Below are 21,140 nucleotides of genomic sequence, written 5' to 3' on the forward strand. Positions count from 1 at the left end.
CCGGTGTTGATGTCGGTGTTAATGCCGGTGGCAATGCCAATGGCTGCTGATGCTGATGCTGATGCTGATGCCAATGCCAATGCCGATGGCTGTCGCTGCCGACGACGCCGACCGATGCCGGCGCTGTTGTACGCGTCGGCGCCATTCCCGACAAAGCGCTTGCCTGGATGTGCAGGGTGCTGTTTTTCGGGGATGATCGGGACTCACTACTCAACCCGTCCGGAACGCACCGGCAGGCGGCCGATGATGGCCGCGCCCGGCTGACGATTCCATGGAGCGCACGTAATGATTGATCACCTCGACCATCTGGTCCTGACCACCATCGACGTCGAAGCCTGTAAGGACTTTTACGTGCGGGTGATGGGCATGCGCCTGGAAACCTTCGGCAGCGGCCGCCTGGCCTTCTGTTTCGGCAACCAGAAAATTAACGTTCACCAGCGCGGTCATGAGTTTGAGCCCAAGGCGCACCTGCCAGTGCCGGGCGCGCTGGACCTGTGCTTCATCGCCAGCCAAGGCCTGGACGCAGTCATCGCGCATCTGCAGCAAGAACAGTGGCCAATCATTGAGGGCCCGGTCGACCGCACGGGCGCGACCGGGCCGATCCGTTCAGTTTACGTGCGCGATCCGGATTTGAACCTGATCGAGATTTCCGAGCTGATGGGCTGATGGGCTGATGGGCTGAATTTTGCGAACGACATCAATTCGGTGTCGTGACATTACGACACGCGCACGTCATCAATTCGACGGTGTGACATCTGACGCTTTCCCGGCTGAAGCCAGTCCCACAATGCGTTAGGCGCCATGCACACGGCGTTCGGGCTACCGCATTCTCTGTAGGAGCCGGCTTGCTGGCGAACGCGGTCCGTCAAATAGGGAGATGGTGACTGGCACAATGCATTCGCTAGCAAACCGGCTCCTACGAATTTTGCGAACGGCATCAACTCGGCGGCGTGAGATTACGGAATGTGGGCACGGCATCAGCCCTGCGGCGTGACATCTGACACATTCCCGGCTGAAGCCGGTCCCACAATGCGTCAGGCGCCATGCACACGGCGTCCGGGCTACCACATTCTCTGTAGGAGCCGGCTTGCTGGCGAACGCGGTCCGTCAAATAAGGGGATGGTGACTGGCACAATGCATTCGCCAGCAAGCCGGCTCCTACGAACTTTGCGGACGACATCAATTCGGCGGCGTGACATTGCGAAATTTGGGTAGCGCATCAGTTCGGCGGCGAGGCATTACGAACTGGGAGCACGGCATCGGTTCGGCGGCGTGAGATTACGAAATGTGGGCACGGCATCAGCCCTGCGGCGTGACATCTGACGCCTTCCCGGCTGAAGCCGGTCCCAGAATGCGTCAGGCGCCATGCACACGGCGTCCGGGCTACCGCATTCTCTGTAGGAGCCGGCTTGATGGCGAGCGCGGTCTGTCAAATATGAAGATAGTGACTGGCGAAAATGCGTTCGCCAGCAAGCCGGCTGCTGCAAAATGTGCGACGTGGACTTAACCGCACCACACCGGCCGCTACAAGCAGGGCGCATGCCCGAGGTCGAAACCCCGGGCATGCGTCCCTAATCGGCGTCGGGGCCTACCCCCCAAACTGGTGATAAACCTTCGCAATCACCTTCCAGTCCCCATTGATCTTGATCAACGTCAGGTAGTCGTTGTAATCCGCGCCAATGGCGTCCTTCTCCATGTCCACCCGTACCACCGCCGTGGTCGGGGTAATCGCCAGGACATCCAGATGCGTCGTGATGTCCGGCGCCTTGCCGTTGCTCTCGACGAAGCTGTACAGGTTGCCAATCGGCCCGCCCAGAAGCTGCCCGTTGGTGAAACCGTACATCACCGCCTCTTCATGAAAGGCCTGCTTGATGGTCGCAACGTTGCCTTCGCGCAGGCCCTTAACGTAGCGGCTGGCCGTTTCGATGACGGCGTTGTAGTCGTGGGTGGCAACGGCTTTGATGTTCTTGCTCATGTTTATGACTCCAGGGTTTGAGTTGGATAGGCGATAGCTTCAATGGCCAACAGCCGCGCAATCACCAGTCCTGTCGGGTGGGTGAAATGATCAGGTCGTTGACGGTGACGTTGGCCGGCTGATTCAGCGCGTAGATCACGGCGCGGCTGATGTCTTCCGGTGCAATCGCGATTTCGTTGAGCGCTTGTGCTGCTTTGCGGCCGGCCGAGTCGGTGACTTTGTCCGCCCAGCCGGTGTTGATAACACCGGGGCTGACGGTGTTGACGCGAATGCCGTGGTGGACGCCCAGTTCCTTGCGCATCGATTCGGTGATGGCCTGCACGAAGAACTTGGTCGCGCTGTAGACGCCGGCGCCGGGGCCGACCTGGTGGCCGGCCACCGAATCCATGTTGAGGATTTGCCCGGACTTCTGTTCCAGCATGAAGGGCAGGGCGGCAGCGATGGTGTTCAGGTAGCCCTTGATGTTGACGTCGATCATGGCGTTCCAGTCCCGGGTCACAACATCGACCCAGTTGGAGAACAGCATCAGCCCGGCGTTGTTGACGAGGATGTCGACCGAGCCGTAGGTGTCCTTGGCGAACTGCGCCAGAGCGCGGGTCTGTTCAGCGTCGGTGACGTCGGTGACAAAGCTGGACGCCTCTAAGCCCGCAGTGCGGAGTTCACTGACGAGGGATTCGAGGCCTTTCTCATCCAGTGCAGCCGCTACGACGTTGGCCCCTTGAGCGGCCAACGCTCTGGCCGTTGCAGCGCCGATCCCTGACGACGCGCCGGTGACGATGGCGGTTTTCTTGTCCAGATAATTCATCTTCATGTTCCTAAATTCAGGGCGTGCGGGCAGCGTCGGCTTTCCCGGGAAAGCCTTGCCGTTACGCCGTTGGTTACTGCAGCGTCTGAAGGCGGTGCGGTTCGCCAGGGGGGTTAGTAAGTGCCCAGCGGCCAGTCGGTGTAGCCCTTGGCGCCGCCGCCGTAATAGCTTTCGCGCGGGGCGATGGTGAGCTCGGCGCCATGGCGCAGACGTGCGACCAGGTCCGGGTTGGAGATGAACAGGCGACCGAACGCGACGGCGTCGATCTTGCCCTGGGCGCGGCGCTCGATGGCCATGTCCAGATCGTAGTTATTGTTGCCAATGAACGGACCGTTGAACTGAGCGCTCAGCGCATCCATGTCGACGCCTTCCGGCACTTCGCGGGAGGTCGCGGTGGCACCTTCGACAAAGTGCAAATACGCCAGGTCGAAGCGGTTCAGTTGCTGAATCAGGTAGCCGTGCAACGCCTTCACGTTGCTGTCCGGCGGCGTGTTGCCCGCATCTGGCGTGACCGGCGACAGGCGAATACCCACGCGGTCGTTGCCCCAGATGTCGACGATCGCCTGGGTGACCTCCAGCGTCAGCCGGGCGCGGTTTTCGATCGAGCCGCCGTATGGGTCGGTACGCTGGTTGGTTGAATCGCGCAGGAACTGATCCAGGAGATAGCTATTGGCCGAGTGGACCTCAACGCCATCAAAACCTGCTCGCCTGGCGTTCTCGGCAGCGTGCTTGTACTGCTCGATGATGCCGGGGATCTCGTCGGTTTCCAGCGCGCGGGGCATCGACACCGGGACGAAGCCGTTGGCCGTGTAGGTGTTGCCTTCGGCTTGAATGGCGGACGGCGCGACCGGGGCTTCTCCACTGAGCTGCAGCTCAACGCTGGAGAACCGGCCCACATGCCAGAGCTGACATACGATTTTGCCGCCGGCCGCGTGTACGGCATCGGTGACGGTGCGCCAGCCAGCGACCTGCGCTTCGCTCCAGATCCCGGGGGTTGCCGCATAGCCGCGCCCCTGGGCCGAGATGTTGGTGGCTTCGGCGACGATCAACCCGGCGGTGGCGCGCTGGGCGTAGTAGGTGGCATGCAGTTCACCGGGCACGCCGTCTTCTTCGTAGCGGCTGCGGGTGACGGGCGCCATGACGATTCGGTTGGCCATTGTGATGGCGCCTATCTGCACAGGAGAAAACAAATCGGTGCTGTTGCTGATGTCACTCATTGATAATTACTCGCATATTTGACCGGTCGTCTACCAATCTTCCAAAAAAAAGCGCCTGCTACCGCAGCAGGCGTCGGGTCAGGCTCATGGCCGTGTCGAAGGACGTGGTGGACTTGTTGACCTTCACCAGAAGGGAAGCGCCCAGCCATAGTTGATACAGGGTTTCGGCGAAGGCCTCGCTGCTTTCCTCGATGTGCAGGCTGCCGTCTTCCACGCCCGTGTCGACGCAGGCGGTGATGCGTTTGATGATCTTCGCGGTGCCGGCCTCCAGCACCCTGCGCATGTCTTCGGACAGGTCGCAGACCTCCGGGCCCAGCTTGACCACAAGGCACTTGCCTTCCGGATGATCAGCACCCTGGGTCTCGATCCAGTAATCGAAATAGGCGAGCAGCTTTTCAGCGCCGCTGCCTGATCGTGTCATGACCGTTTCGACGCGGCCGAGGTATTCGCAGAAGTACTCGTCAAGCAACGCGGCGCCGAACTCTTCCTTCGATTTGAAGTAATAGTAAAACGAGCCCTTGGGCACGCCCGCCGCGCTCACGACTTCAGCCAGGCCCACGGCGGTGTAGCCTTTGTGGGTCATCAGCGACTTGGCTACGTCGATGATGTGTTGGCGCATTTCCAGGTTGGGTTTCTTCATAATGCGCAACACCATAGGGCAAAACTGACCGGTCGTCTACAACCAGTCCAGCGCCCCGATGAAAGGCCTTACCTCACCTCTAATCCCATCTCAAGCGCCCGCACCTCATACCCCAACTCCTCGTACATCCGCCGCGCCCGGCCATTGAACGCCCACACCGACAGCCGAATATCCTTCGCGTCACGCTCCTCCGCCCACACCCGCACCTGCTCCATCAACCCACGCCCAAGGCCCTTGCCCCAAAATCGCTCCGCTACGCACACCGAGCCCACCCGCGCGAAGGTCATCGGTTGCAGCAGCGGCCCGCTGGCGGTGAACATCCCGGCGCTCACAAAACCCGCTGGCTGTCCGTCGATCAACGCCAGGTAGATCACCTGTTGCGGGTTGCTCAAAAAGCCCTGCCAGTGCGACGCATCCCGGCTGTAATCGGTCGTCTCGGCGGCGTAGATATCGGGACGCTCGGCGTGGTGAATGGCGTTGAGCAGTTGCCCCAGTTCGCAGATCGCCGCGATGTCTTCGGGTGTGGCTTCGCGGTAGCGGAGGGTGTTGTCCATGGCGTTGTCGTCCTTGTCAGGCGGTTGCGGGTGATCGGCTGTTGTACCCGTCGGCCATCAACTCCACAACCCAGTCGATGAACACCCGCAGCTTGATGCTGATGTGCCGGTTGGGCGGGAAGGCGATGTACATCGGCATCGGCTCCAGCTGCCAGTCTTCGAACAGCGGCAGCAGCTCGCCACTGCGTACGGAAGGCTCGGCCATGTACTGCGGCAGCCAGAGGGCACCCATGCCGGCAAGGCCCGCCGCGAGGTAGGCGTTGCCATCGTCCACGGCCAGCCGGTAGCGGCTTTGGATCTGCAGGCTTTCGCCCTCACGCTGCAGGGTCATGGGAAACAACTGCCCGGTACGCGCCCAGCGGTAACCGACGATGGAGTGCCGGATGTCTTCGAGCTCACCGGGATGACTGGGCACCCCGGTTCGCGCCAGGTAGGCGGGCGCGGCATACACGCCCAGGCGCAGGTCCGTGATGTGCCGCGCCATCAACGATTGATCGGTCAGCTCACCGCCGCGCACCACGCAATCGACGTTTTCGCCGATGAGGTCGATCATGCGGTCGCTCACGCCGAGGTCGATCTGGATGTCCGGGTAGCGCGCCTGGAAATCCGGCAGCGCCGGGATCAGCACCATCCGCGCGAAGGGGCTGGGCACGTCGACCCGCAGGCGGCCTCGGGGTGCGGCGGCGGCGCTGGAGAGGCCGGTTTCGGCGTCGTCGAGGTCAGCCAGCACCCGCACCGCACGTTCGTAAAACACGGCGCCGTCGGCGGTGACGTTGACCTTGCGCGTGGTGCGGTTGAGCAGCTTGACCCGCAACCGCGCTTCGAGCTGCTGCACCAACTGCGTGACGGTGGTTTTGCTCATGTGCAGCGTGCCGGCCGCTTTGGTGAAGCTGCCGGTTTCCACGACCCGGACGAAGGCCTGCATCGCGTCGAAACGGTCCATCACGCCACCTGATTGTTTGGGGATTGCAAACAGTCTTGATCAGCCTCGCTCGTTTATCCAGCGAATCCGCCGCTCTACAGTGGCCTCATCGAAACGACGGAGCATCCCGCTCCGCTGAAGGAGGTTTCACATGACTGTTCGCGACGTTGTTTTTCCGCCTGGCCGCCACGCGCTGTACGAGCGCAACCGCTACTCGCCGGCGATCAAATCCCAGGGCCTGCTGTTTGTTTCGGGACAGGTCGGCAGCCGTGAAGACGGCTCGCCGGAACCTGATCTGCGGGCGCAGGTGCGACTGGCGTTTACCAATCTCAACGCCATTCTGGCGGCGGCGGGCTGCACGTTTGACGATGTGATCGACGTGACGGTGTTCATGGTCGATCCCGAATCGATATTTGAAACCGCCTGGGAGGTGGTGCCAGAGTTCTGGGGCGAGGCGCCGCACCCGACGATCACAGCGGTGGGAGTGACGTGGCTGTACGGCTTTGATTTCGAGATCAAGGTGATCGCGCAACTGCCGGATAAAGCGTCCGCGATTCACGCGGCTTAGCGTGGGAGCAGGCCGGTGGCGGTTGAAATCTTCGCCCCGGCCCGACAGACTCTGCGCCCCGTTTTGGCCGTTGGCGCCAGGCGGCCAGGTGAAGAGGGCTGCAGTTGAACGAACACACTTTGTCCAGGCGTCTGGAGCGCGTGGCGGCGCAGGTACCAGTCCGCGCACGGCTGGCCGACATCGGCTCGGACCATGCCTACTTGCCGGTGGCTTTGCTGCGCCGAGGGCTGATTGAGGCGGCGGTGGCCGGGGAAATCGCCCTGACGCCCTTCGCTGCAGCCGGGCGGACGGTGCGCGAGAGTGGCTTCGAGCAACAGATTGCAGTGCGCCTGGCGGATGGGCTGGGTGCCATCGACGCGTCGGATGAGATATCGGCGGTGAGCCTGTGCGGCATGGGTGGCGAGACGATCCGCGACATTCTCGACAGCGGGTTGTCACGGCTGAGCGGGCGTGAGCGTTTGATCTTGCAGCCCAACGGCGGCGAGCCTGAGCTGCGTCAGTGGTTGATGGAAAATGGCTTTCGCATCCTCCATGAGGAACTGCTGCGGGAAAACCGCTTCGATTACGAAATCATCGTGGCCGAGCGCAGCGGACCGGTGGCTTACAGCCCCGAAGAGCTGTATTTCGGGCCGCTGCAGTTGCAGGCGCGCAGTCCGGCGTTCATCGACAAGTGGCAGCGTGGGCTGGCCCGTAAACGCCGCACGCTGGAAGGGCTTGCCCGGGCACGAGGTGCTGTGCCCGAGCAAACGATAAGCGACCTGTCGCTACAGATTCGCTGGATCACCGAGCTGCTGGGCTGAATACCAGCAGCCTGGACCGATTTGTTCAGAGCTCCTTCTTCATGTGTTTTTCGATCTGCTCAAGGGACTTGCCCTTGGTTTCCGGCAGGCAGGTGAAGACGAAGATCAGCGAGCCGATGTTGATGGCCGCGAAGACGAAGAAGGTCGGGTTGCCGATCGTGTCCACGGCAATCGGGAACAGGAACGCGACGGTGGCGTTGAATAGCCACTGCATCGACACCGCCGTGCCGGTCAGCAAGCCGCGGACCTGCATCGGGAACAGCTCCGACATCAGCAGCCAGTACACCGGTGAAATGCACATCTGCATGAACAGCAGGAACACCAGAATGCACGCCAGCGCGGTGTAGCTCTGGGTCAGGTTCTGCGGCATGAACTGCAGGACGCAACCGAGGGCCGCCTGCATCAGCACCACGATGACCAGGCCGGTCATCAGCAAGTGCCGACGCCCGTAGCGGCCGATGGCCCAGATGCCCAGCAGGGTGGCGATGACCGATACGATGCCGTTGCCGATGGTCGCGGTCAGCGCGGCGTTGGTGCCCATGCCGGTGTTCTTGAGGATGATCGGCGTGTAGTACATGAATGCGTTGACGCCGGTGAACTGCGCGGTAAACCCCAGCCCCACGCCTATCAGCAGCAGTTTCAGGATCCACGGCTGACGCAGCAGTTCGCGGGCGGGCACGCGCTTGTGGGCCTGCTTCTCCTGGGCTTTCATCTCCTCGACTTCGCGCTGGGCGGCGTCTTTGGTGTCGCGCAGTTGTTCCAGCACATCTTGCGCTTCGTCAAAGCGGCCCTTTGAGGCCAGCCAGCGCGGCGATGGCGGCACGAAGAAGGTGCCGATCAGCAGCAGAATGCCCGGCACCATGGCGATGGCCAGCATGTAACGCCAGATGCCGGGCGTGTGCAGCAGCGCTGCCAGCACGGCGCTTAGCACGTAGGCCAGCAGCTGGCCACTGACGATCATCAGTTCGTTGCGGCTGACCAGCCTTGCGCGTCGCGAAGGCCCGGCGATCTCGGCGATGAACACCGGCACCGTGGCGGAACCGCCCCCGACGGCGATACCCAGCAGGAAGCGCGCCGCGACCATGAACGGCACCGAAGGCGCCGTCGCCGTGCCGAGCGCGCCGACGATGAACAGTATCGACAGCATGCGCAGGGTCACGCGCCGGCCATAACGGTCGGACAGGTAACCGCTGCCCAGCGAGCCAAAGGCTGCGCCGACGATCAGCGATGCGGTGATCAGCCCTTCGCTGACGGGGTTCAGGCCCAGACCGCCTTGGTCGAGCGGCAAGGTCATGAAGGGCAGGGCACCCGCGATGATGCCCGTGTCGTAACCGAAAGCGAGTGCGCCCATGGTGGCGACAAGGACCGAGATGAAAATCAGGCGCCGCGCCGAAGCGCGCTGTTCGCCTGGTTGGCCTATGGCGGCGGATGGGGAACTGGAAGACATGAAAACCTAAACCTCTCGTGGAACCGGCGTTGTGCCTGCTCGCTGACGTCGTGGTTAGGGGCATGTCGGCCCTGTGAGTTCCGTGCCGTGGCGAAAAAACTCAACGATCTTACTCGGAGGGTTAACCCCAATGCAGCTGGGGCTGAATGGTTTCAGTCGTTCGCGACCGTTGTAGCCTCGGTTTGAGCGTGGCTGACGGCCGAACCAGGGCCCAGAATCTCGGCCACCTTGTGCGTGAAATTGTTGATGCCGAACGGTTTGAGCAGCACGGCCATGCCGGTCTCCAGCTGGTCGCCGTCGACCGCAGCGTTTTCCGCATAGCCGGTGACGAACAGCACCCGCAAGGCAGGGCGCATTGCCCGCGCCGCGTCAGCCACTTGCCGGCCGTCCATGCCACCGGGCAGGCCGACGTCGGTCACCAGCAGATCGACTTCTTCCATGGCGCGCAGCACTTGTAGCCCGGACGCGCCGTCTTGCGCTTCGCTGACCCGGTAACCACGCTCGCGCAGGGCATCACACATCAACATGCGCACGTGGGGTTCGTCGTCGATCACCAGCACGCTTTCACCGCAGCCCTGTTCCTGCAAGGCGCATCGGTTCGACACCGGCTCCGCTTCGCCGCAATAACGCGGCAGGTACAGCGCGATGGTGGTGCCGGCGCCCGGGGTGGAACGCGCCCTGACGGTGCCGCCGGACTGGTGCACGAACCCGTGGATCATCGACAGGCCAAGGCCGGTGCCCTGACCGATGGGTTTGGTGGTGAAGAACGGATCGAAAATCCGGTCGAGAATTTCCGGGGCGATGCCGGTGCCCGTGTCGGTCACGCTGATTTCGATGTAGTCACCCTCGGCCAGTTGCGCCTCTATTCTGACTGCGTCCGCGCTGGCGACATTGCGCGTGCGCACGGTCAGCTCACCGCCGCCGGGCATGGCATCGCGCGCGTTGAGGGTCAGGTTTACCAGCGCGCTTTCCAGCTGGGGTGCGTCAATTTTGCTGAACCACAGGTCGCCGCTGGCGAGGGTCTGCGTGCTGATGGACGGGCCGATGGTCGAGGAGATCAACTGGCCCATCCCCGCCACCAGCCGGTTGATGTCGGTCGGTTTGGGGTCCAGCGTCTGACGTCGCGAGAACGCCAGCAGCCTCTGGGTGAGCAACGCTGCGCGGGTGGCCGAATCGTGGGCGGCATTGACGTAGCGATCCAGAGCGTCCACCCGGCCGTTGGCGATGCGCCGCTCGATCATTTCCAGGCTGCCGAGGATGCCGGCGAGCAGGTTGTTGAAGTCGTGAGCGATGCCGCCGGTGAGTTGTCCGACCGCTTCCATTTTCTGCGCCTGACGCAGGGCTGAATGGGCTTCTGACAACTCCTGAGTACGCGCCAGCACGCGCTGCTCAAGGGTCTCGTTGGCGCTCTGGACTTGTTGGAACAGGGTGGCGTTGTCGAAGGCAATGGCTGCTTGTGCTGCCAGCGCCGACATCAGGTTTTCATGCCGGGAGGAGAAGCGCCCCGGCTCGGGATGGCCGTAAAACAAACCGCCCAGCACTTCTCCCGAGCGCGACACCACCGAAACCGCCAGGTAACTGCGCACGGGCAAGTGACCGGCGGGCAGGCCGAAGTGGGGTGAGGTCAGGCCGTAGCGCGGGTCCTGCAGGATATCGTCGGAGCGCATGACCCCTTCGTTGAGAAAGGTCGGTGCGAATACCGGCGTCGCCCGAGGCCCGGGCAGGTGGGCAAAGTCCTGCGCCTGAGCGCCTGACAGGGTGAACAGGTCGAAGTTGTCGTCGGCGATGTTATGGAAATACGCACCGAATGCAGCGCCGGTCATCTCACGGCCGGCGTCGGTCACGGTCTGCACCAGGCGTTTAAGGTCGAGATCGACAGCCAGCTCGGCGTTGACCCGGTTCAGTGTCTCCAGCGTGCGCGTTTCTTCTCGCAGCGCCGCTTCGCTGGCTTCAAGGGCTGCGCGGGACAGGTGCGCGTCGGTGACGTCGTAGCCTTCACAGAAGATCCCGGTGACCTGGCCTGCGGGGTCAAGCAGGGGCTCATAGATGAAATCCAGGTAACGGACTTCGGACGGGGCATCGGGATGGCTCAGCTGGATCGGTGTGCGTTGGTGCACCAGGCGCTCGCCCGTGTGGTACACCGAATCGAGCCACTCATAAAAGCCCTGGCCACCCAGCTCCGGGAATGCCTCATAGATGGTCTTGCCGACGTAATCGCGCTCGCCGAACAGACGGGTGTAGGACTGATTGACGAACTCAAAGCGGTGTTCGGGGCCATTGAGAATGGTGATGAAACCCGGTGCCTGCTCGAACATTTTGCGCTGGCGCACCAGTTCTTCGGCCTTGCGCCGCTCGGCCAGCACCCGCTCGGTGACCTCATGGCCCTGATTGAGAATGCCGGCGATCAGGCCGTTCTCCCCACGGATAGGCGTGAAGCTGTAGTTCCACCAGGTTTCCTGCAGTTGGCCGCCGCGCTCCATCATCAGCAATTGATCAAACGCCGAGAAGCCTTCGCCCTTACTGACGGAGGCCTCCATTTGCGGCCCCACGATGTCCCAAATGCTGGCCCAGACTTCGCGCGCCGGCCGGCCCAGCACGGCCGGGTGCCGATCCGCCGGAATCGGCGCCCAGGCATCGTTGTATAACAGGCAGAAATCCGCTCCCCAGTAGATGGCCGTGGGAAAGCTTGAGTGCAGGCAAATGCTGATGGCCGAGCGCAACGACTGCGGCCATTGCGCGGGCTCGCCCAATGAGGTGGCCGCCCAGTCGAAGTCTCGGATCAATTGCCCCATTTCACCGCCGCCGCGGAGAAAATCCGGGGTTTGAGCAGGCATATGTACGTTATCCGACTTCATGGGTGACATCTCGAAACGGGCATTCGGGAAGGTGATGGACCGGGATTGGCGCAAGAGAGTTCAGCGCCTGGACGAACGGCAGATGCCCGCCCGCCAGTGCTGGGACTGCCACGGGCCGTTATTCGCCAGGCGCCGGATGGCTTGAACGCCAGGAAATTATGGCCTCAAGCTATCATGCTGGTCACGGGGAGGCAGTTTGCCAGCAAACGGGAGCGGTGTGGGGTTTATCGAGCGCGCTTCGATGCCGTTCAGCGGTACGGCGTTGCCAACTGGCGCCAGCCATAAAAGGCCAGGGCTGTCAGCAGCGCACCGAGCCACACGATCACGCCTGCCCAGAAGGTGTGCGACATGAAATGCCAGCCCTGCAGCACACGCGTGGTGCCGTAGATCATGCCGAGGAGCATCGAGCCGTAAAGGACGGCCCTGGCATGCCGCCAACGGTAGCGACGCGCCACAAAATACAACGCGACCATGGTGAAGCCGCCCGAAGCATGGCCGCCCGGCCAGCAACGGCCCGGGCCTGCCTCATGCAGCAGCGTGAAATTCTCGAACCATTCCTTTTTCGCCATAGCCCCGCCATACAGCGTCGTCTCCACCGGGCAGTAAATGCTGGTGTGGCTTTTGAAGAAATGGATCATGCCGGTGACCACAGCGAAGGCCACCACCACGTACAGAAGGTCGCGGCGATGGCGCGCCGTAAAACGCAGCAGCGGTGCGATGTGCAATTTCTCAAGCAAATTCAGCAATCGGCCGGGGCGTTCCGGTTTTAACAGTGGCCAGATGAACGAGAGGAGGGCGCCAATGATGGCCGCTTCCCCGGTGAGATCCGGGATGATCCGGGGCCAGCGGTGCGTGAGATTTTCAAACAGACGATTGTGCCCATAGGGGAAGGCATGATCGGGGTAGTACAGCCAGTTGCTGATGACTTCGTCCAGCGACGTCAGGTCGAAGACCACGAAGATCGCCAGCGCAATGGCGATCGGCAGACCCAGGTTCCAGGCATAAAATCTTGATCGTTCGCTGCGCACGGTTGTATCCCGAAAAGTTTGCGTCATTGCCTCGACCGGTTCGAACCGACGGCGCGCCGAACCTATCGTTGTTCAGGTCAATGTCGGGTGACGGCGATGTGAAAGGTTCATTGGGCGCAGGACGCCACGCTGGATTGCTCATATTTATAGGCAAAGGTTATCCGGCTCGGTCAGCAAACCAGATTTAACTTTTCGTCATTGTTTATTCCACTGCTCAACGGTTGCAACGCCCACTGTTTTTTTCACAAGGCCATAACCAAATAACGATGTGTCTCTTTTTAAGATGGCCATCAATCTCGACATGGATGCCGTTGTCGATTCATCTAATGGCCTGAACTCAATGATGCGCAAACCCTTGTTTATTCCGCTGGCTGACAAAGCCGGCAAGTTGTCACGACCGGGCAAAACATCCAGGCTACTGATGACCGTTGTAGCGATCGCCGTGTCGTTGTTGATATTGACCGGTTACACCTATTGGCCCCGGTCGCCCGTCGATCTGGCAATCGACAGCCACTCGCGCATCGCCAGTCTTTACGACAGCTGGAAGAAAGGCGAGGTGGTGATGCTGGTGCGCCACGGCGAGCGCTGTGACCGATCAAACAACGACTGCGTCGGGCCGCGCGACGGCATCACCCGCCACGGGCAGCAGGTCTCGGCAGAGGTCGGCCGGTCGCTTGAGGGGCTTGGGTTGACGCAGACCGACGTCGTTGCCAGCCCGTCAACGCGGACCCTGCAGACGGCCGAGTTTCTGGTTGGCCATCCGGTGGCGGCGCAAGACTGGCTCTTTGACTGCGAAAACATGAGCCTGGATCAAGTGATGGCCCACAAAGCGAGCCAGCGCAATCTGGTGCTGGTGACCCACAGCGGTTGTATCAGCCAGATCGAGAAACAACAGGGTTATTACCACGCTGATATGAGCGACTACGACAGCGTGGTGTTCATTTCAATGAACCGGCAAGGCCGGCCAGTGATAAGAGGGCTGTTGAATCCCGAAGGCTGGAATCAACTCATGGTGAAGGGCAGTAAATGAATGCGCGATAAATAAACGTCAGACAACTGCAGTGCACTTGCTCAACACGCAGTCACTTGGTCGCAGGGTTTATTTGCACAATTGATAACCGACGCCATACACGGTATGCACCAGCGGAAAGTCAAAGCCATCGTCGACGACTTTTCTGATTTGATGCACCCGAGTGCCGAGCCCCGTACTTCTTTCAACCCCGTCTTCGCCCCACAGCTTCGCCGCAATTTCCGCCTTGCTGACGATCGCCGGACTTCTGGCCATGAGCAAGGCCAGGATGTCGATGTTGGTTGGATTGAGCTTCAAATGTTTATCGGCCCTGAACGCTCGGTATTTTTCCGTGTCCAGCATCAGATCTTCAACCACCAGCATAAATACGCCCACCTTTGCGACAGTGGGCGGGATAGTAGGTGGGCAGTTGTCAAAAATTAGTTCGGGTCCCGTGAACAAGCCGTTCAGCAGCAGGGCGTCATGGTCATCGCCCTGGCGGTCGGGGCGTGAGGTTTCACACTCGAAATCAACCAGATGTCTCGACTTCTTCCCGGCTGAAGCCGGTCCCACTGGGCGGGTGGCTTGGATTTGTCCTGGCTGAAGCCGGTCCCACTGGGCGGGTGGCTTGGCTTCTCGCGGTCCCACTGAGGTGGATGCATGCATCACTGCGCTGCACTGCACCTGTGTGGGACCGGCTTCAGCCGGGAAGGGGCCCTTGAATTCAGCCGAGGGTCCCGCTTGCAGTACGTTTGTAAGGGCGCCATTGCTTCTGCGGGATCGGCAGTTCGCAAGACTCCCCGCGCCCGATCGGGAAATAACGAAAACCGCTTCGGGCCAGTCGTTCTGTGTCGTACAGATTGCGACCATCAAAGATCACCGGCGCACGCAGGCGTTGCTGGATCAGCTCGAAGTCCGGTGCCTTGAACTGCTGCCATTCGGTGCAGATGATCAGCGCGTCACTGCCATCGAGGGTCGACTCGGGCGTGCCCATCAGCACCAGGTCCTTGCGTTGCCCATAGAGACGTTGGGTTTCCTGCATCGCTTCGGGATCAAACGCTCGCACCGTCGCGCCGGCTTCCCACAGCGCCTCCATCAGCACCCGACTGGGCGCGTCACGCATGTCATCGGTGTTGGGCTTGAACGCCAGACCCCACAACGCGAATGTTTTGCCACGCAGATCTCCGTCGTAAAAAGCCCTGACCCGCTCAAAGAGCTTGCTCTTCTGCCGCTCATTGATCGCTTCGACCACCGCCAACAGGTCATTCGAGCAGTCGGCCTCTCGGGCGCTGTGGATCAGCGCACGCAGGTCTTTGCCAAAACATGAACCGCCGTAACCGCAGCCGGGGTAGATGAAGTCGTAGCCGATGCGCGAATCCGCGCCGATGCCGAGCCTCACTGACTCCACGTCCGCACCCAGGTGTTCCGCCAGTTCGGCGATCTGGTTGATGAAGCTGATCTTGGTCGCCAGCATGCAGTTGGCCGCGTATTTGGTCAGTTCCGCGCTGCGCAGGTCCATGAACATGATCCGGTCATGGTTGCGATTGAAGGGCGCGTACAGCTCACGCATCACGTTGCGCACGGCCTCGTTGTCGCAGCCGATGACGATCCGGTCCGGGCGCCGGCAGTCGTTGACCGCAGAGCCTTCCTTGAGAAATTCCGGATTGGAGACGATATCGAACTGCAATAACCGCCCGGCGTGGCGCAGGGCCTTGTCGATGTGCCCGCGCAAGGCGTCGCCACTGCCCACCGGCACCGTGGACTTTTCGACGATAATCAGTGGCTCGGAGCGGTGCGTGGCAATCGCCTCGCCGACGGCGAAGAAACCGCTCAGGTCTGCCGAGCCGTCCTCGCGTGAGGGCGTGCCGACAGCGATGAACAACACGTCGGCGTGCTCAATGGCAAAACGGCTGTCGGTGGTGAATTGCAGACGCCCGTTGTCCAGATGTTCGCGTACCAGGTTTGCCAGCCCCGGCTCAAATATCGGCACCTGGCCTTGGCGCAGCTGCTCGACCCTGGCGTGGTCAATGTCCATGCAGACCACCTCGTGGCCCACTTCCGCAAGCACACTCGCTTGCACCAGACCGACATACCCGCTACCGAAAACGCTGATTTTCATGGGGATCATCCTGAAGAAGAGTGCTGGAAACTCGCCGACGCTTGATGGGCGAATTCACCCGTCAGGCCCAGCGTGACACCTTCAAATTTCGATCCCGTGAACGTTTTATGGCCAACAGAGGGTTAACAGCTTGTGGATGTGCGGGGTAAATGAAAGACGCCTCCCGACGTCGCCGCAGGCTCAGTCGCCCTCTCAAGGCGATGCTGACGTCGATAACGGATGGCGGCTCTGCATGCGTTCGTAGGAGCCGGCTTGCTGGCGAACCCGATCTGTCATTCGGCCCGGAGGTGGCTGAATCATCGCATTCGCCAGCAAGCCGGCTTTTTGTGTGGGACCGCAGCGCGGCAAGGTTCATCTCGCTGCACGCGACATCTTTTGTAGGACCGGCTTCAGCCGGGAAGGGGCCGGCGTGACCGAGCTACTCGACCTCGGTCCAGTGGGTTTTGGCTTTTTCTGCGCCGGGCACCTGAGCGGGCAGTCGCACGAAGATGCTGTAGCGGGTCTTGTTTTCTATTGCCTCGAATGCGGCGAGCTTCTCGATCAGTGCCGCGCTGACCACCTTGCCGGCGTTGAGCAGCAACATGCCGTTATCCGCGTTCAGGTTGCGCACCAGGGTCATGCCCGGCACCAGCTCCCGAGTGCTGACGGCTTTGACGGTCGGGTCGGTCAGCACCGCGTCGTGCAGGTACGTGGCGCAGGCGCCGGCGAAGTCCTCGACCAGCGCGGGGTCGTAGAGCTTGCCGGCATAGCGGCGGATGAACAACAGCGCTTCACCGCTGCTCAGGTGTCGCTCCAGAATCAGCCCGCGCTGCAGTTCGATGAAGTCCACCGCGAGCTTGAGCAGGCGCGCGCCGTACGGAATGGCCTCGCCTTTGAGGTGCCCCGGAAAGCCGCTGCCGTCCCAGCGCTCCTGATGGTGGAGAATCAGGCTGGCGGCGTCCTGAATCGGTTCCAGCGTCATCAGCAATGACTCGCTCTGGCGCGGGTAGCTGCGCCAGGTGTCCCGGTCGGCGTGGCTGACCATGTCCGACGGGGTATTGATCAGTGCATCGCTCCAGCCCAGTTTGCCGATGTTGTACAGCGCGGCGGCCATGCACAGATCGCGGCGCATCGACTCGTCAACGTCCAGATGGCTGCTGCACGCGTTGATCAGGTCGATCACCTCACGGTTGGTCTGTTTGTCCGGGGGCAGGCGCTGATTGACCAGCATCGAAAACACTTCGGTGCCGGTGGCGTAGCTGTGTTTGAGCTCTTCATAGGCGAGGTCAAGCATGTCGGCGGTCTGCTGCAGCTCGGCAGTGCGCGCCTGCACGCGTTTTTCCAGCGTGGCGTTGAGGCGCTTAAGCTCATCGTTCTGGTGCTGTGTGAGCTGTTCGAGGCGGTGGCGTTCGCGCTCGGAAAACTGATACGTCAGCGACTGACGCAGGGCCAGAATCAGATCCTCGTCGGTCCAGGGTTTGGCGATGTAGCGATGGACGTGGCCTTCGTTGATGGCGTTGACCAGAGTATCGAGCTCGGCGTAACCGCAGAGAATGATGCGCGTGGTGTCCGGGTACAGGCTGTAAACCTGCGCCAGCAACGCCGCGCCGTCCATGCCGGGCATGCGCGCGTCGCTGACGATCAGGTCGACAGAGCGCTCGGCCATGATCGCCAGCGCGTGTTCGCCACTGGTCGCCCACAGCACGTCGTAGGGTTGCTCGCCGAGAAGGCGTAGCAGGCTGTCGAGGATGGGTTGTTCATCGTCCACCAACAGAACGGTGGGGCGTTGCTGCGACGGGCGTTGCTGCACTTGCACAGGGGCTGAAGCTTCCATGATGAACCCTCGCGTCTGGACCGACGGGTGACTGACACGGACTGCTGGATGCCCAAAGGTTAGTCCAGATATCGGTGCGGCATGCAGGGTTCAAGCACAAAAAATTGCAGGGTGGATCGGCAGCAGTGGCCCGCCGGGGAAGCGGGCTGGACGCTGCCGCCGTTGTGATCAGGCGTGGGTGACGCCGGGCACGTCCATGTTGATCCGGCGCCAGGCGGCTTCGGCAAAGCTGTACACCGAGAAGGCAATCAACCCCAGTGCCATGACCATCAGCACTACACCGCCGGCCGGCAGGTTTTGCAGCGCGTTGAGTGCGTCTTTCAGGCCCGGCGGATGCATCGCCTGATAACTTGAGCCACTGATCGCCAGGAGCACGCCGATCTCGACGAACGAGACGCCGCGGGCGATCAAGCCAAAGCGGGACACTGGGCGCACGTACCGCATCACTTCCTCATCGGCCTCGAAGTACTTCTCGAACGAGGCCTTCCAACCCTTGAAGAAATGCGCGATGCCGACGCCCAGCGGGACCAGCGCGATCAGATAGACGACGAGGTTGGAGTGCTTCCAGGACAGCATTTTGGCGAGCAGGTCTTCGGTCTGACCGCCACCCGAGCCGCCTGAACTGCTCAGGCCGTCGACCAGCAGGCCCAGGGCGAAGAACGCCAGTGCGCCGTTGACCACGCCGCCGGCCAGCAGCCCCGCGCGGATGACCAGGCCTTTGAGCTCTGTGCCGTGGTGGTCGACATCACGCGTGGCCTGCAAGACCCGCCACGCCGCGAACGCCAACAGACCGGCCACCACCAGACCCACCAGAATGTGGCCAAACGGCTGGCTGAATAAGGCTTCCAGGCTGCTGTGGCTGTCTTTTGGCCTGGACGAGTCGCGCGCAGCGAGCAGAGCGAAAATACCAATGATCAGGTACAGAACGCCGCGGGCGGCATAGCCGGCTCGGGCGAGCATGACAAGGGTGTGATGCGGGGACATCGGGGCAATCTCCGGGGTAAGCGATAGATGAGCAGACCCGAGACGGGGCGCGGGGTTCGATTGTGTTGAGCAGCAGGACCGGTTTGGCACGGAAAACCTGCCTCGGGCGGTGCCTATGGTGGTACCGGATTCAGCCGGGAAGGAACCCTGGCGGACAACCACTTTTTTGCGTTGTGGCGGCTGGCGCCTTCCCGGCTGAAGCCGGTCCCACAAATCCGCGTAATTTGAATGCACGCGGCGATATTGATCGTTCCCACGCTCTGCGTGGTAATGCGTTCTGCAACGCTCGGTGTCGCTGCGATCAACACGCGGAAGGGCACGGCGCTACCCCGGTAGGAGCCGGCTTGCTGGCGAACGCGGTGGGTCAGCGCTGAATGTGTTGGCGGACAAGAAGCCTTCGCCAGCAAGCCGGCTCCTACAGATTTGCGGGTGCCCGCGGTTTTGCGGTGTGGCGGCTGATGCTTTCCCGGCTGAAGCCGGTTCCCTAGATCTGCGTTACTTGATGCGCACAGCGATATTTGATCGTTCCCATGCTCCGCGTGGTAATGCCTCCAGCGACGCTCAGCGTCATAGCGATGGACGCGGAGCGTCCGGGGCGGCATCCCCTCGCAAAGCGTGGGGACGATCAACACGTGGAAGGGTAGGGCGCTACCCCTGTAGGAGCCGGCTTGCTGGCGAACGCGGTGGGTCAGCGCTGAATGTGCTGGCGGACAAGACGCCTTCGCCAGCAAGCCGGCTCCTACAGATTTGCGGGTGCCCGCGATTTTGCGGTGTGGCGGCTGATGCTTTCCCGGCTGAAGCCGGTTCCACATGATGGCGCCAAGTCCGACATCATTAAAATGCGCGCGCGTTCCCACGCTCCGCGGGGTAATGCCTCCAGCGACGCTCAGCGTCATAGCGATGGACGCCGAGCGTCCGGGGCGGCATCCCCTCGCAAAGCGTGGGGACGATCAACACGTGGAAGGGCAGGGCTACCCCTGTAGGAGCCGGCTTGCTGGCGAACGCGGTGGGTCAGCGCTGAATGTGTTGGCGGACAAGATGCCTTCGCCAGCAAGCCGGCTCCTACAGATTTGTGGGTACCCATAATTCCGTGTTATGGCTGCCGACGCTTTCCCGGCTGAAGCCGGTCCCACAGATCTGCGTTACTTGATGCGCACAGCGATATTTGATCGTTCCCACGCTCCGCGTGGTAATGCCTCCAGCGACGCTCAGCGTCGGCGCGTCAGAAGGAGCATTCAACAGGGTTAGCCGGCAACGGACTCGATTCGGCGGCAGATCCAGTCCCGGCTGTGTTCCAGTACCCGGTCGGCCATCATGGTAGGGAAGTGGATAAAGCCGTGGGGTGCATCCGGGACGAGATGAATTTCAACCCCGCTGTGTTTCGACCAGCGCTCGGCCATCTGCAGCGTGTCGTCACGCAGTGGGTCCAGTGAGCCGACCCACATCAGCGACGGCGGAAACCCTGCGAAGTCCCCATACAAAGGTGACAGCGGTGGCGCTTTGCGCTGCTCCTCGCTGATGCCCGGGGTCAACAGGCGCAGGGCGTCGACCATGCCTGGACCGTCCAGCACCAGCGTGTCGCGGCTTGCGGTGCGCACGCTCGGTGTGCCGGTCAGGTCATACACGCCGTAATAGAGCAGGGCGCCGCACACGCGGGTGAACAACGCCGGCCAAGCCTTGAGCTGGAGCAGCGTAGCCGCAGCCAGATGTCCGCCGGCCGATTCGCCAATGACGATCACCGGCAGGCCAGCAAATTCCGGGCAACCTTCGCCCAGCAGCCAGCGCGCGGCGACGAGGCAATCGTCCATCAGGCCCTCAACCGGTGTCGCCCCGGCCAGCCGATAGTCGACCGAGACCACGGCGACGTTGCAGGCCCGCACCATCGCAATATTGAGGTCGTCGTTCATCTGCGCGTTGCCGATCACCCAACCGCCGCCATGTATATCCAGCACCACGCCTTTAGGTTGGCCTTTGGGACGAATGATCCGTACGGCCACCTGCCGGCCGTCAACGCTCGCCGTCGCGCGTTGAGCAACCAGGCCGTAACGCGCCAGTTTGGCCGCACCGCGCAATTGACCGACGCGCAGCAGCGACTGGATCAGCAGGGGCGCGAAGCGGTTGCGGATGCGAAAGCGCGGCATCCAGGCCAGCTTCTTGTTGAACTGCCGGGCTTGCGCCAATTCATCGTCTTGAAAACGCAAACCGTCGTTGCTGTCCAAATGCATGCTCTCTTGTGAATGAACCCGCCAGTCGGGTATCTCTTGGTGTCTGGCGAGGCTCGAGAGTTTCACGCCCGTGATCGCGACGCCCAACCTGACCATCTGGGCGCACAGCGATCAGTTGCGGCCTCGGCCTGTAGGAGCGCGCTTGCCCGCGAAACGGTGTGTGCATCCGCCGCATCTAG

Annotated in this window: 18 protein-coding genes; 4 read left to right on the plus strand and 14 right to left on the minus strand. The window is 61.9% G+C overall.

The window, feature by feature from the left end; genetic code table 11:
* Positions 1 to 285: 285 nt before the first annotated feature.
* Positions 286 to 666: a VOC family protein gene (locus LT42_RS02405; RefSeq protein WP_037009639.1), complete on the plus strand. Its 381-nt coding sequence runs from the start codon at positions 286 to 288 to the stop codon at positions 664 to 666.
* 922 nt (positions 667 to 1,588) lie between these two features.
* On the opposite strand, the gene LT42_RS02410 is transcribed toward LT42_RS02405, so the two are convergent.
* The 6 genes from LT42_RS02410 to LT42_RS02435 all read right to left on the minus strand — a co-directional run bounded on the left by LT42_RS02410 (position 1,589) and on the right by LT42_RS02435 (position 6,134).
* The gene (locus LT42_RS02410; RefSeq protein WP_037009641.1) at positions 1,589 to 1,975 is read right to left on the minus strand and encodes a nuclear transport factor 2 family protein; all 387 of its coding nucleotides are present in this window, start codon (positions 1,973 to 1,975) and stop codon (positions 1,589 to 1,591) included.
* Positions 1,976 to 2,036: 61 nt separating this feature from the next.
* Entirely contained in the window at positions 2,037 to 2,780 is a 744-nt protein-coding gene (locus tag LT42_RS02415; protein ID WP_037009643.1) for an SDR family oxidoreductase, read from the minus strand.
* Positions 2,781 to 2,893: 113 nt separating this feature from the next.
* Positions 2,894 to 3,997, minus strand: a complete 1,104-nt coding sequence (locus LT42_RS02420) for an alkene reductase (RefSeq protein ID WP_037009644.1) — start codon at positions 3,995 to 3,997, stop codon at positions 2,894 to 2,896.
* Positions 3,998 to 4,055: 58 nt separating this feature from the next.
* Positions 4,056 to 4,637 carry a TetR/AcrR family transcriptional regulator gene (locus LT42_RS02425; protein ID WP_037012804.1) on the minus strand — a complete coding sequence of 194 codons (582 nt, stop codon included), beginning with the start codon at positions 4,635 to 4,637 and terminating at the stop codon, positions 4,056 to 4,058.
* A gap of 68 nt (positions 4,638 to 4,705) precedes the next feature.
* Positions 4,706 to 5,191, minus strand: a complete 486-nt coding sequence (locus LT42_RS02430) for a GNAT family N-acetyltransferase (protein ID WP_037009647.1) — start codon at positions 5,189 to 5,191, stop codon at positions 4,706 to 4,708.
* A 16-nt stretch (positions 5,192 to 5,207) separates the two neighbouring features.
* Positions 5,208 to 6,134, minus strand: coding sequence for a LysR family transcriptional regulator (locus LT42_RS02435; protein ID WP_037009649.1), 927 nt, complete (start codon positions 6,132 to 6,134; stop codon positions 5,208 to 5,210).
* A gap of 130 nt (positions 6,135 to 6,264) precedes the next feature.
* Here LT42_RS02435 and LT42_RS02440 point away from each other — a divergent pair, with 130 nt between their 5' ends.
* A complete protein-coding gene (locus tag LT42_RS02440) occupies positions 6,265 to 6,681 on the plus strand; it encodes a RidA family protein (RefSeq protein ID WP_037009651.1) in 417 nt (138 codons plus the stop codon).
* Positions 6,682 to 6,785: 104 nt separating this feature from the next.
* Complete coding sequence (locus tag LT42_RS02445; RefSeq protein WP_037009652.1) at positions 6,786 to 7,481, plus strand: tRNA (adenine(22)-N(1))-methyltransferase; 696 nt, start codon at positions 6,786 to 6,788, stop codon at positions 7,479 to 7,481.
* Positions 7,482 to 7,506: 25 nt separating this feature from the next.
* Here LT42_RS02445 and LT42_RS02450 read toward each other — a convergent pair whose 3' ends face one another.
* The 3 genes from LT42_RS02450 to LT42_RS02460 all read right to left on the minus strand — a co-directional run bounded on the left by LT42_RS02450 (position 7,507) and on the right by LT42_RS02460 (position 12,811).
* Complete coding sequence (locus LT42_RS02450) at positions 7,507 to 8,928, minus strand: sugar porter family MFS transporter (protein WP_037009653.1); 1,422 nt, start codon at positions 8,926 to 8,928, stop codon at positions 7,507 to 7,509.
* A 152-nt stretch (positions 8,929 to 9,080) separates the two neighbouring features.
* A complete protein-coding gene (locus tag LT42_RS02455) occupies positions 9,081 to 11,783 on the minus strand; it encodes a GAF domain-containing hybrid sensor histidine kinase/response regulator (protein WP_208855881.1) in 2,703 nt (900 codons plus the stop codon).
* Positions 11,784 to 12,031: 248 nt separating this feature from the next.
* Positions 12,032 to 12,811 carry a phosphatase PAP2 family protein gene (locus LT42_RS02460; RefSeq protein WP_037009654.1) on the minus strand — a complete coding sequence of 260 codons (780 nt, stop codon included), beginning with the start codon at positions 12,809 to 12,811 and terminating at the stop codon, positions 12,032 to 12,034.
* Positions 12,812 to 13,079: 268 nt separating this feature from the next.
* Between LT42_RS02460 and pmrG the strand changes: the two genes are divergently transcribed.
* Positions 13,080 to 13,841 (plus strand): lipopolysaccharide core heptose(II)-phosphate phosphatase PmrG, encoded by a 762-nt coding sequence (pmrG, locus tag LT42_RS02465; RefSeq protein ID WP_276209482.1) that lies wholly within the window; start codon positions 13,080 to 13,082, stop codon positions 13,839 to 13,841.
* Positions 13,842 to 13,910: 69 nt separating this feature from the next.
* Here the strand turns inward: pmrG and LT42_RS25095 are convergent, their stop codons facing one another.
* The 5 genes from LT42_RS25095 to LT42_RS02490 form a co-directional block, all read right to left on the minus strand.
* Positions 13,911 to 14,486, minus strand: a complete 576-nt coding sequence (locus LT42_RS25095) for a winged helix-turn-helix domain-containing protein (protein ID WP_081955286.1) — start codon at positions 14,484 to 14,486, stop codon at positions 13,911 to 13,913.
* 58 nt (positions 14,487 to 14,544) lie between these two features.
* Positions 14,545 to 15,939, minus strand: a complete 1,395-nt coding sequence (locus LT42_RS02475) for a UDP-glucose dehydrogenase family protein (protein ID WP_037009655.1) — start codon at positions 15,937 to 15,939, stop codon at positions 14,545 to 14,547.
* Between the two features lie 418 nt (positions 15,940 to 16,357).
* A complete protein-coding gene (gene nosR, locus LT42_RS02480; RefSeq protein WP_052074971.1) occupies positions 16,358 to 17,752 on the minus strand; it encodes a response regulator c-di-GMP phosphodiesterase, NosR family in 1,395 nt (464 codons plus the stop codon).
* A gap of 168 nt (positions 17,753 to 17,920) precedes the next feature.
* Positions 17,921 to 18,736 (minus strand): DUF1206 domain-containing protein, encoded by an 816-nt coding sequence (locus LT42_RS02485; protein ID WP_037009656.1) that lies wholly within the window; start codon positions 18,734 to 18,736, stop codon positions 17,921 to 17,923.
* Positions 18,737 to 19,980: 1,244 nt separating this feature from the next.
* The gene (locus LT42_RS02490) at positions 19,981 to 20,961 is read right to left on the minus strand and encodes an alpha/beta hydrolase (protein WP_052074974.1); all 981 of its coding nucleotides are present in this window, start codon (positions 20,959 to 20,961) and stop codon (positions 19,981 to 19,983) included.
* Positions 20,962 to 21,140 lie beyond the last annotated feature (179 nt).

The sequence above is a fragment of the Pseudomonas lutea genome, assembly GCF_000759445.1.
In the GTDB taxonomy this organism is placed as follows: Bacteria; Pseudomonadota; Gammaproteobacteria; order Pseudomonadales; family Pseudomonadaceae; genus Aquipseudomonas; species Aquipseudomonas lutea.

What these genes read in the sequence shown, in the direction of transcription:
- LT42_RS02485 (WP_037009656.1), bottom strand. Translation starts at nt 18,736, where the DNA reads ATGTCCCCGCATCACACCCTTGTCATGCTCGCCCGAGCCGGCTATGCC.
- LT42_RS02455 (WP_208855881.1), bottom strand. Translation starts at nt 11,783, where the DNA reads ATGAAGTCGGATAACGTACATATGCCTGCTCAAACCCCGGATTTTCTC.
- LT42_RS02440 (WP_037009651.1), top strand. Translation starts at nt 6,265, where the DNA reads ATGACTGTTCGCGACGTTGTTTTTCCGCCTGGCCGCCACGCGCTGTAC.
- LT42_RS02425 (WP_037012804.1), bottom strand. Translation starts at nt 4,637, where the DNA reads ATGAAGAAACCCAACCTGGAAATGCGCCAACACATCATCGACGTAGCC.
- LT42_RS02420 (WP_037009644.1), bottom strand. Translation starts at nt 3,997, where the DNA reads ATGAGTGACATCAGCAACAGCACCGATTTGTTTTCTCCTGTGCAGATA.
- LT42_RS02475 (WP_037009655.1), bottom strand. Translation starts at nt 15,939, where the DNA reads ATGAAAATCAGCGTTTTCGGTAGCGGGTATGTCGGTCTGGTGCAAGCG.
- LT42_RS02410 (WP_037009641.1), bottom strand. Translation starts at nt 1,975, where the DNA reads ATGAGCAAGAACATCAAAGCCGTTGCCACCCACGACTACAACGCCGTC.
- LT42_RS02405 (WP_037009639.1), top strand. Translation starts at nt 286, where the DNA reads ATGATTGATCACCTCGACCATCTGGTCCTGACCACCATCGACGTCGAA.
- LT42_RS02435 (WP_037009649.1), bottom strand. Translation starts at nt 6,134, where the DNA reads ATGGACCGTTTCGACGCGATGCAGGCCTTCGTCCGGGTCGTGGAAACC.
- LT42_RS02430 (WP_037009647.1), bottom strand. Translation starts at nt 5,191, where the DNA reads ATGGACAACACCCTCCGCTACCGCGAAGCCACACCCGAAGACATCGCG.
- LT42_RS02490 (WP_052074974.1), bottom strand. Translation starts at nt 20,961, where the DNA reads ATGCATTTGGACAGCAACGACGGTTTGCGTTTTCAAGACGATGAATTG.
- LT42_RS02415 (WP_037009643.1), bottom strand. Translation starts at nt 2,780, where the DNA reads ATGAATTATCTGGACAAGAAAACCGCCATCGTCACCGGCGCGTCGTCA.
- LT42_RS02450 (WP_037009653.1), bottom strand. Translation starts at nt 8,928, where the DNA reads ATGTCTTCCAGTTCCCCATCCGCCGCCATAGGCCAACCAGGCGAACAG.
- LT42_RS25095 (WP_081955286.1), bottom strand. Translation starts at nt 14,486, where the DNA reads ATGCATGCATCCACCTCAGTGGGACCGCGAGAAGCCAAGCCACCCGCC.
- nosR (WP_052074971.1), bottom strand. Translation starts at nt 17,752, where the DNA reads ATGGAAGCTTCAGCCCCTGTGCAAGTGCAGCAACGCCCGTCGCAGCAA.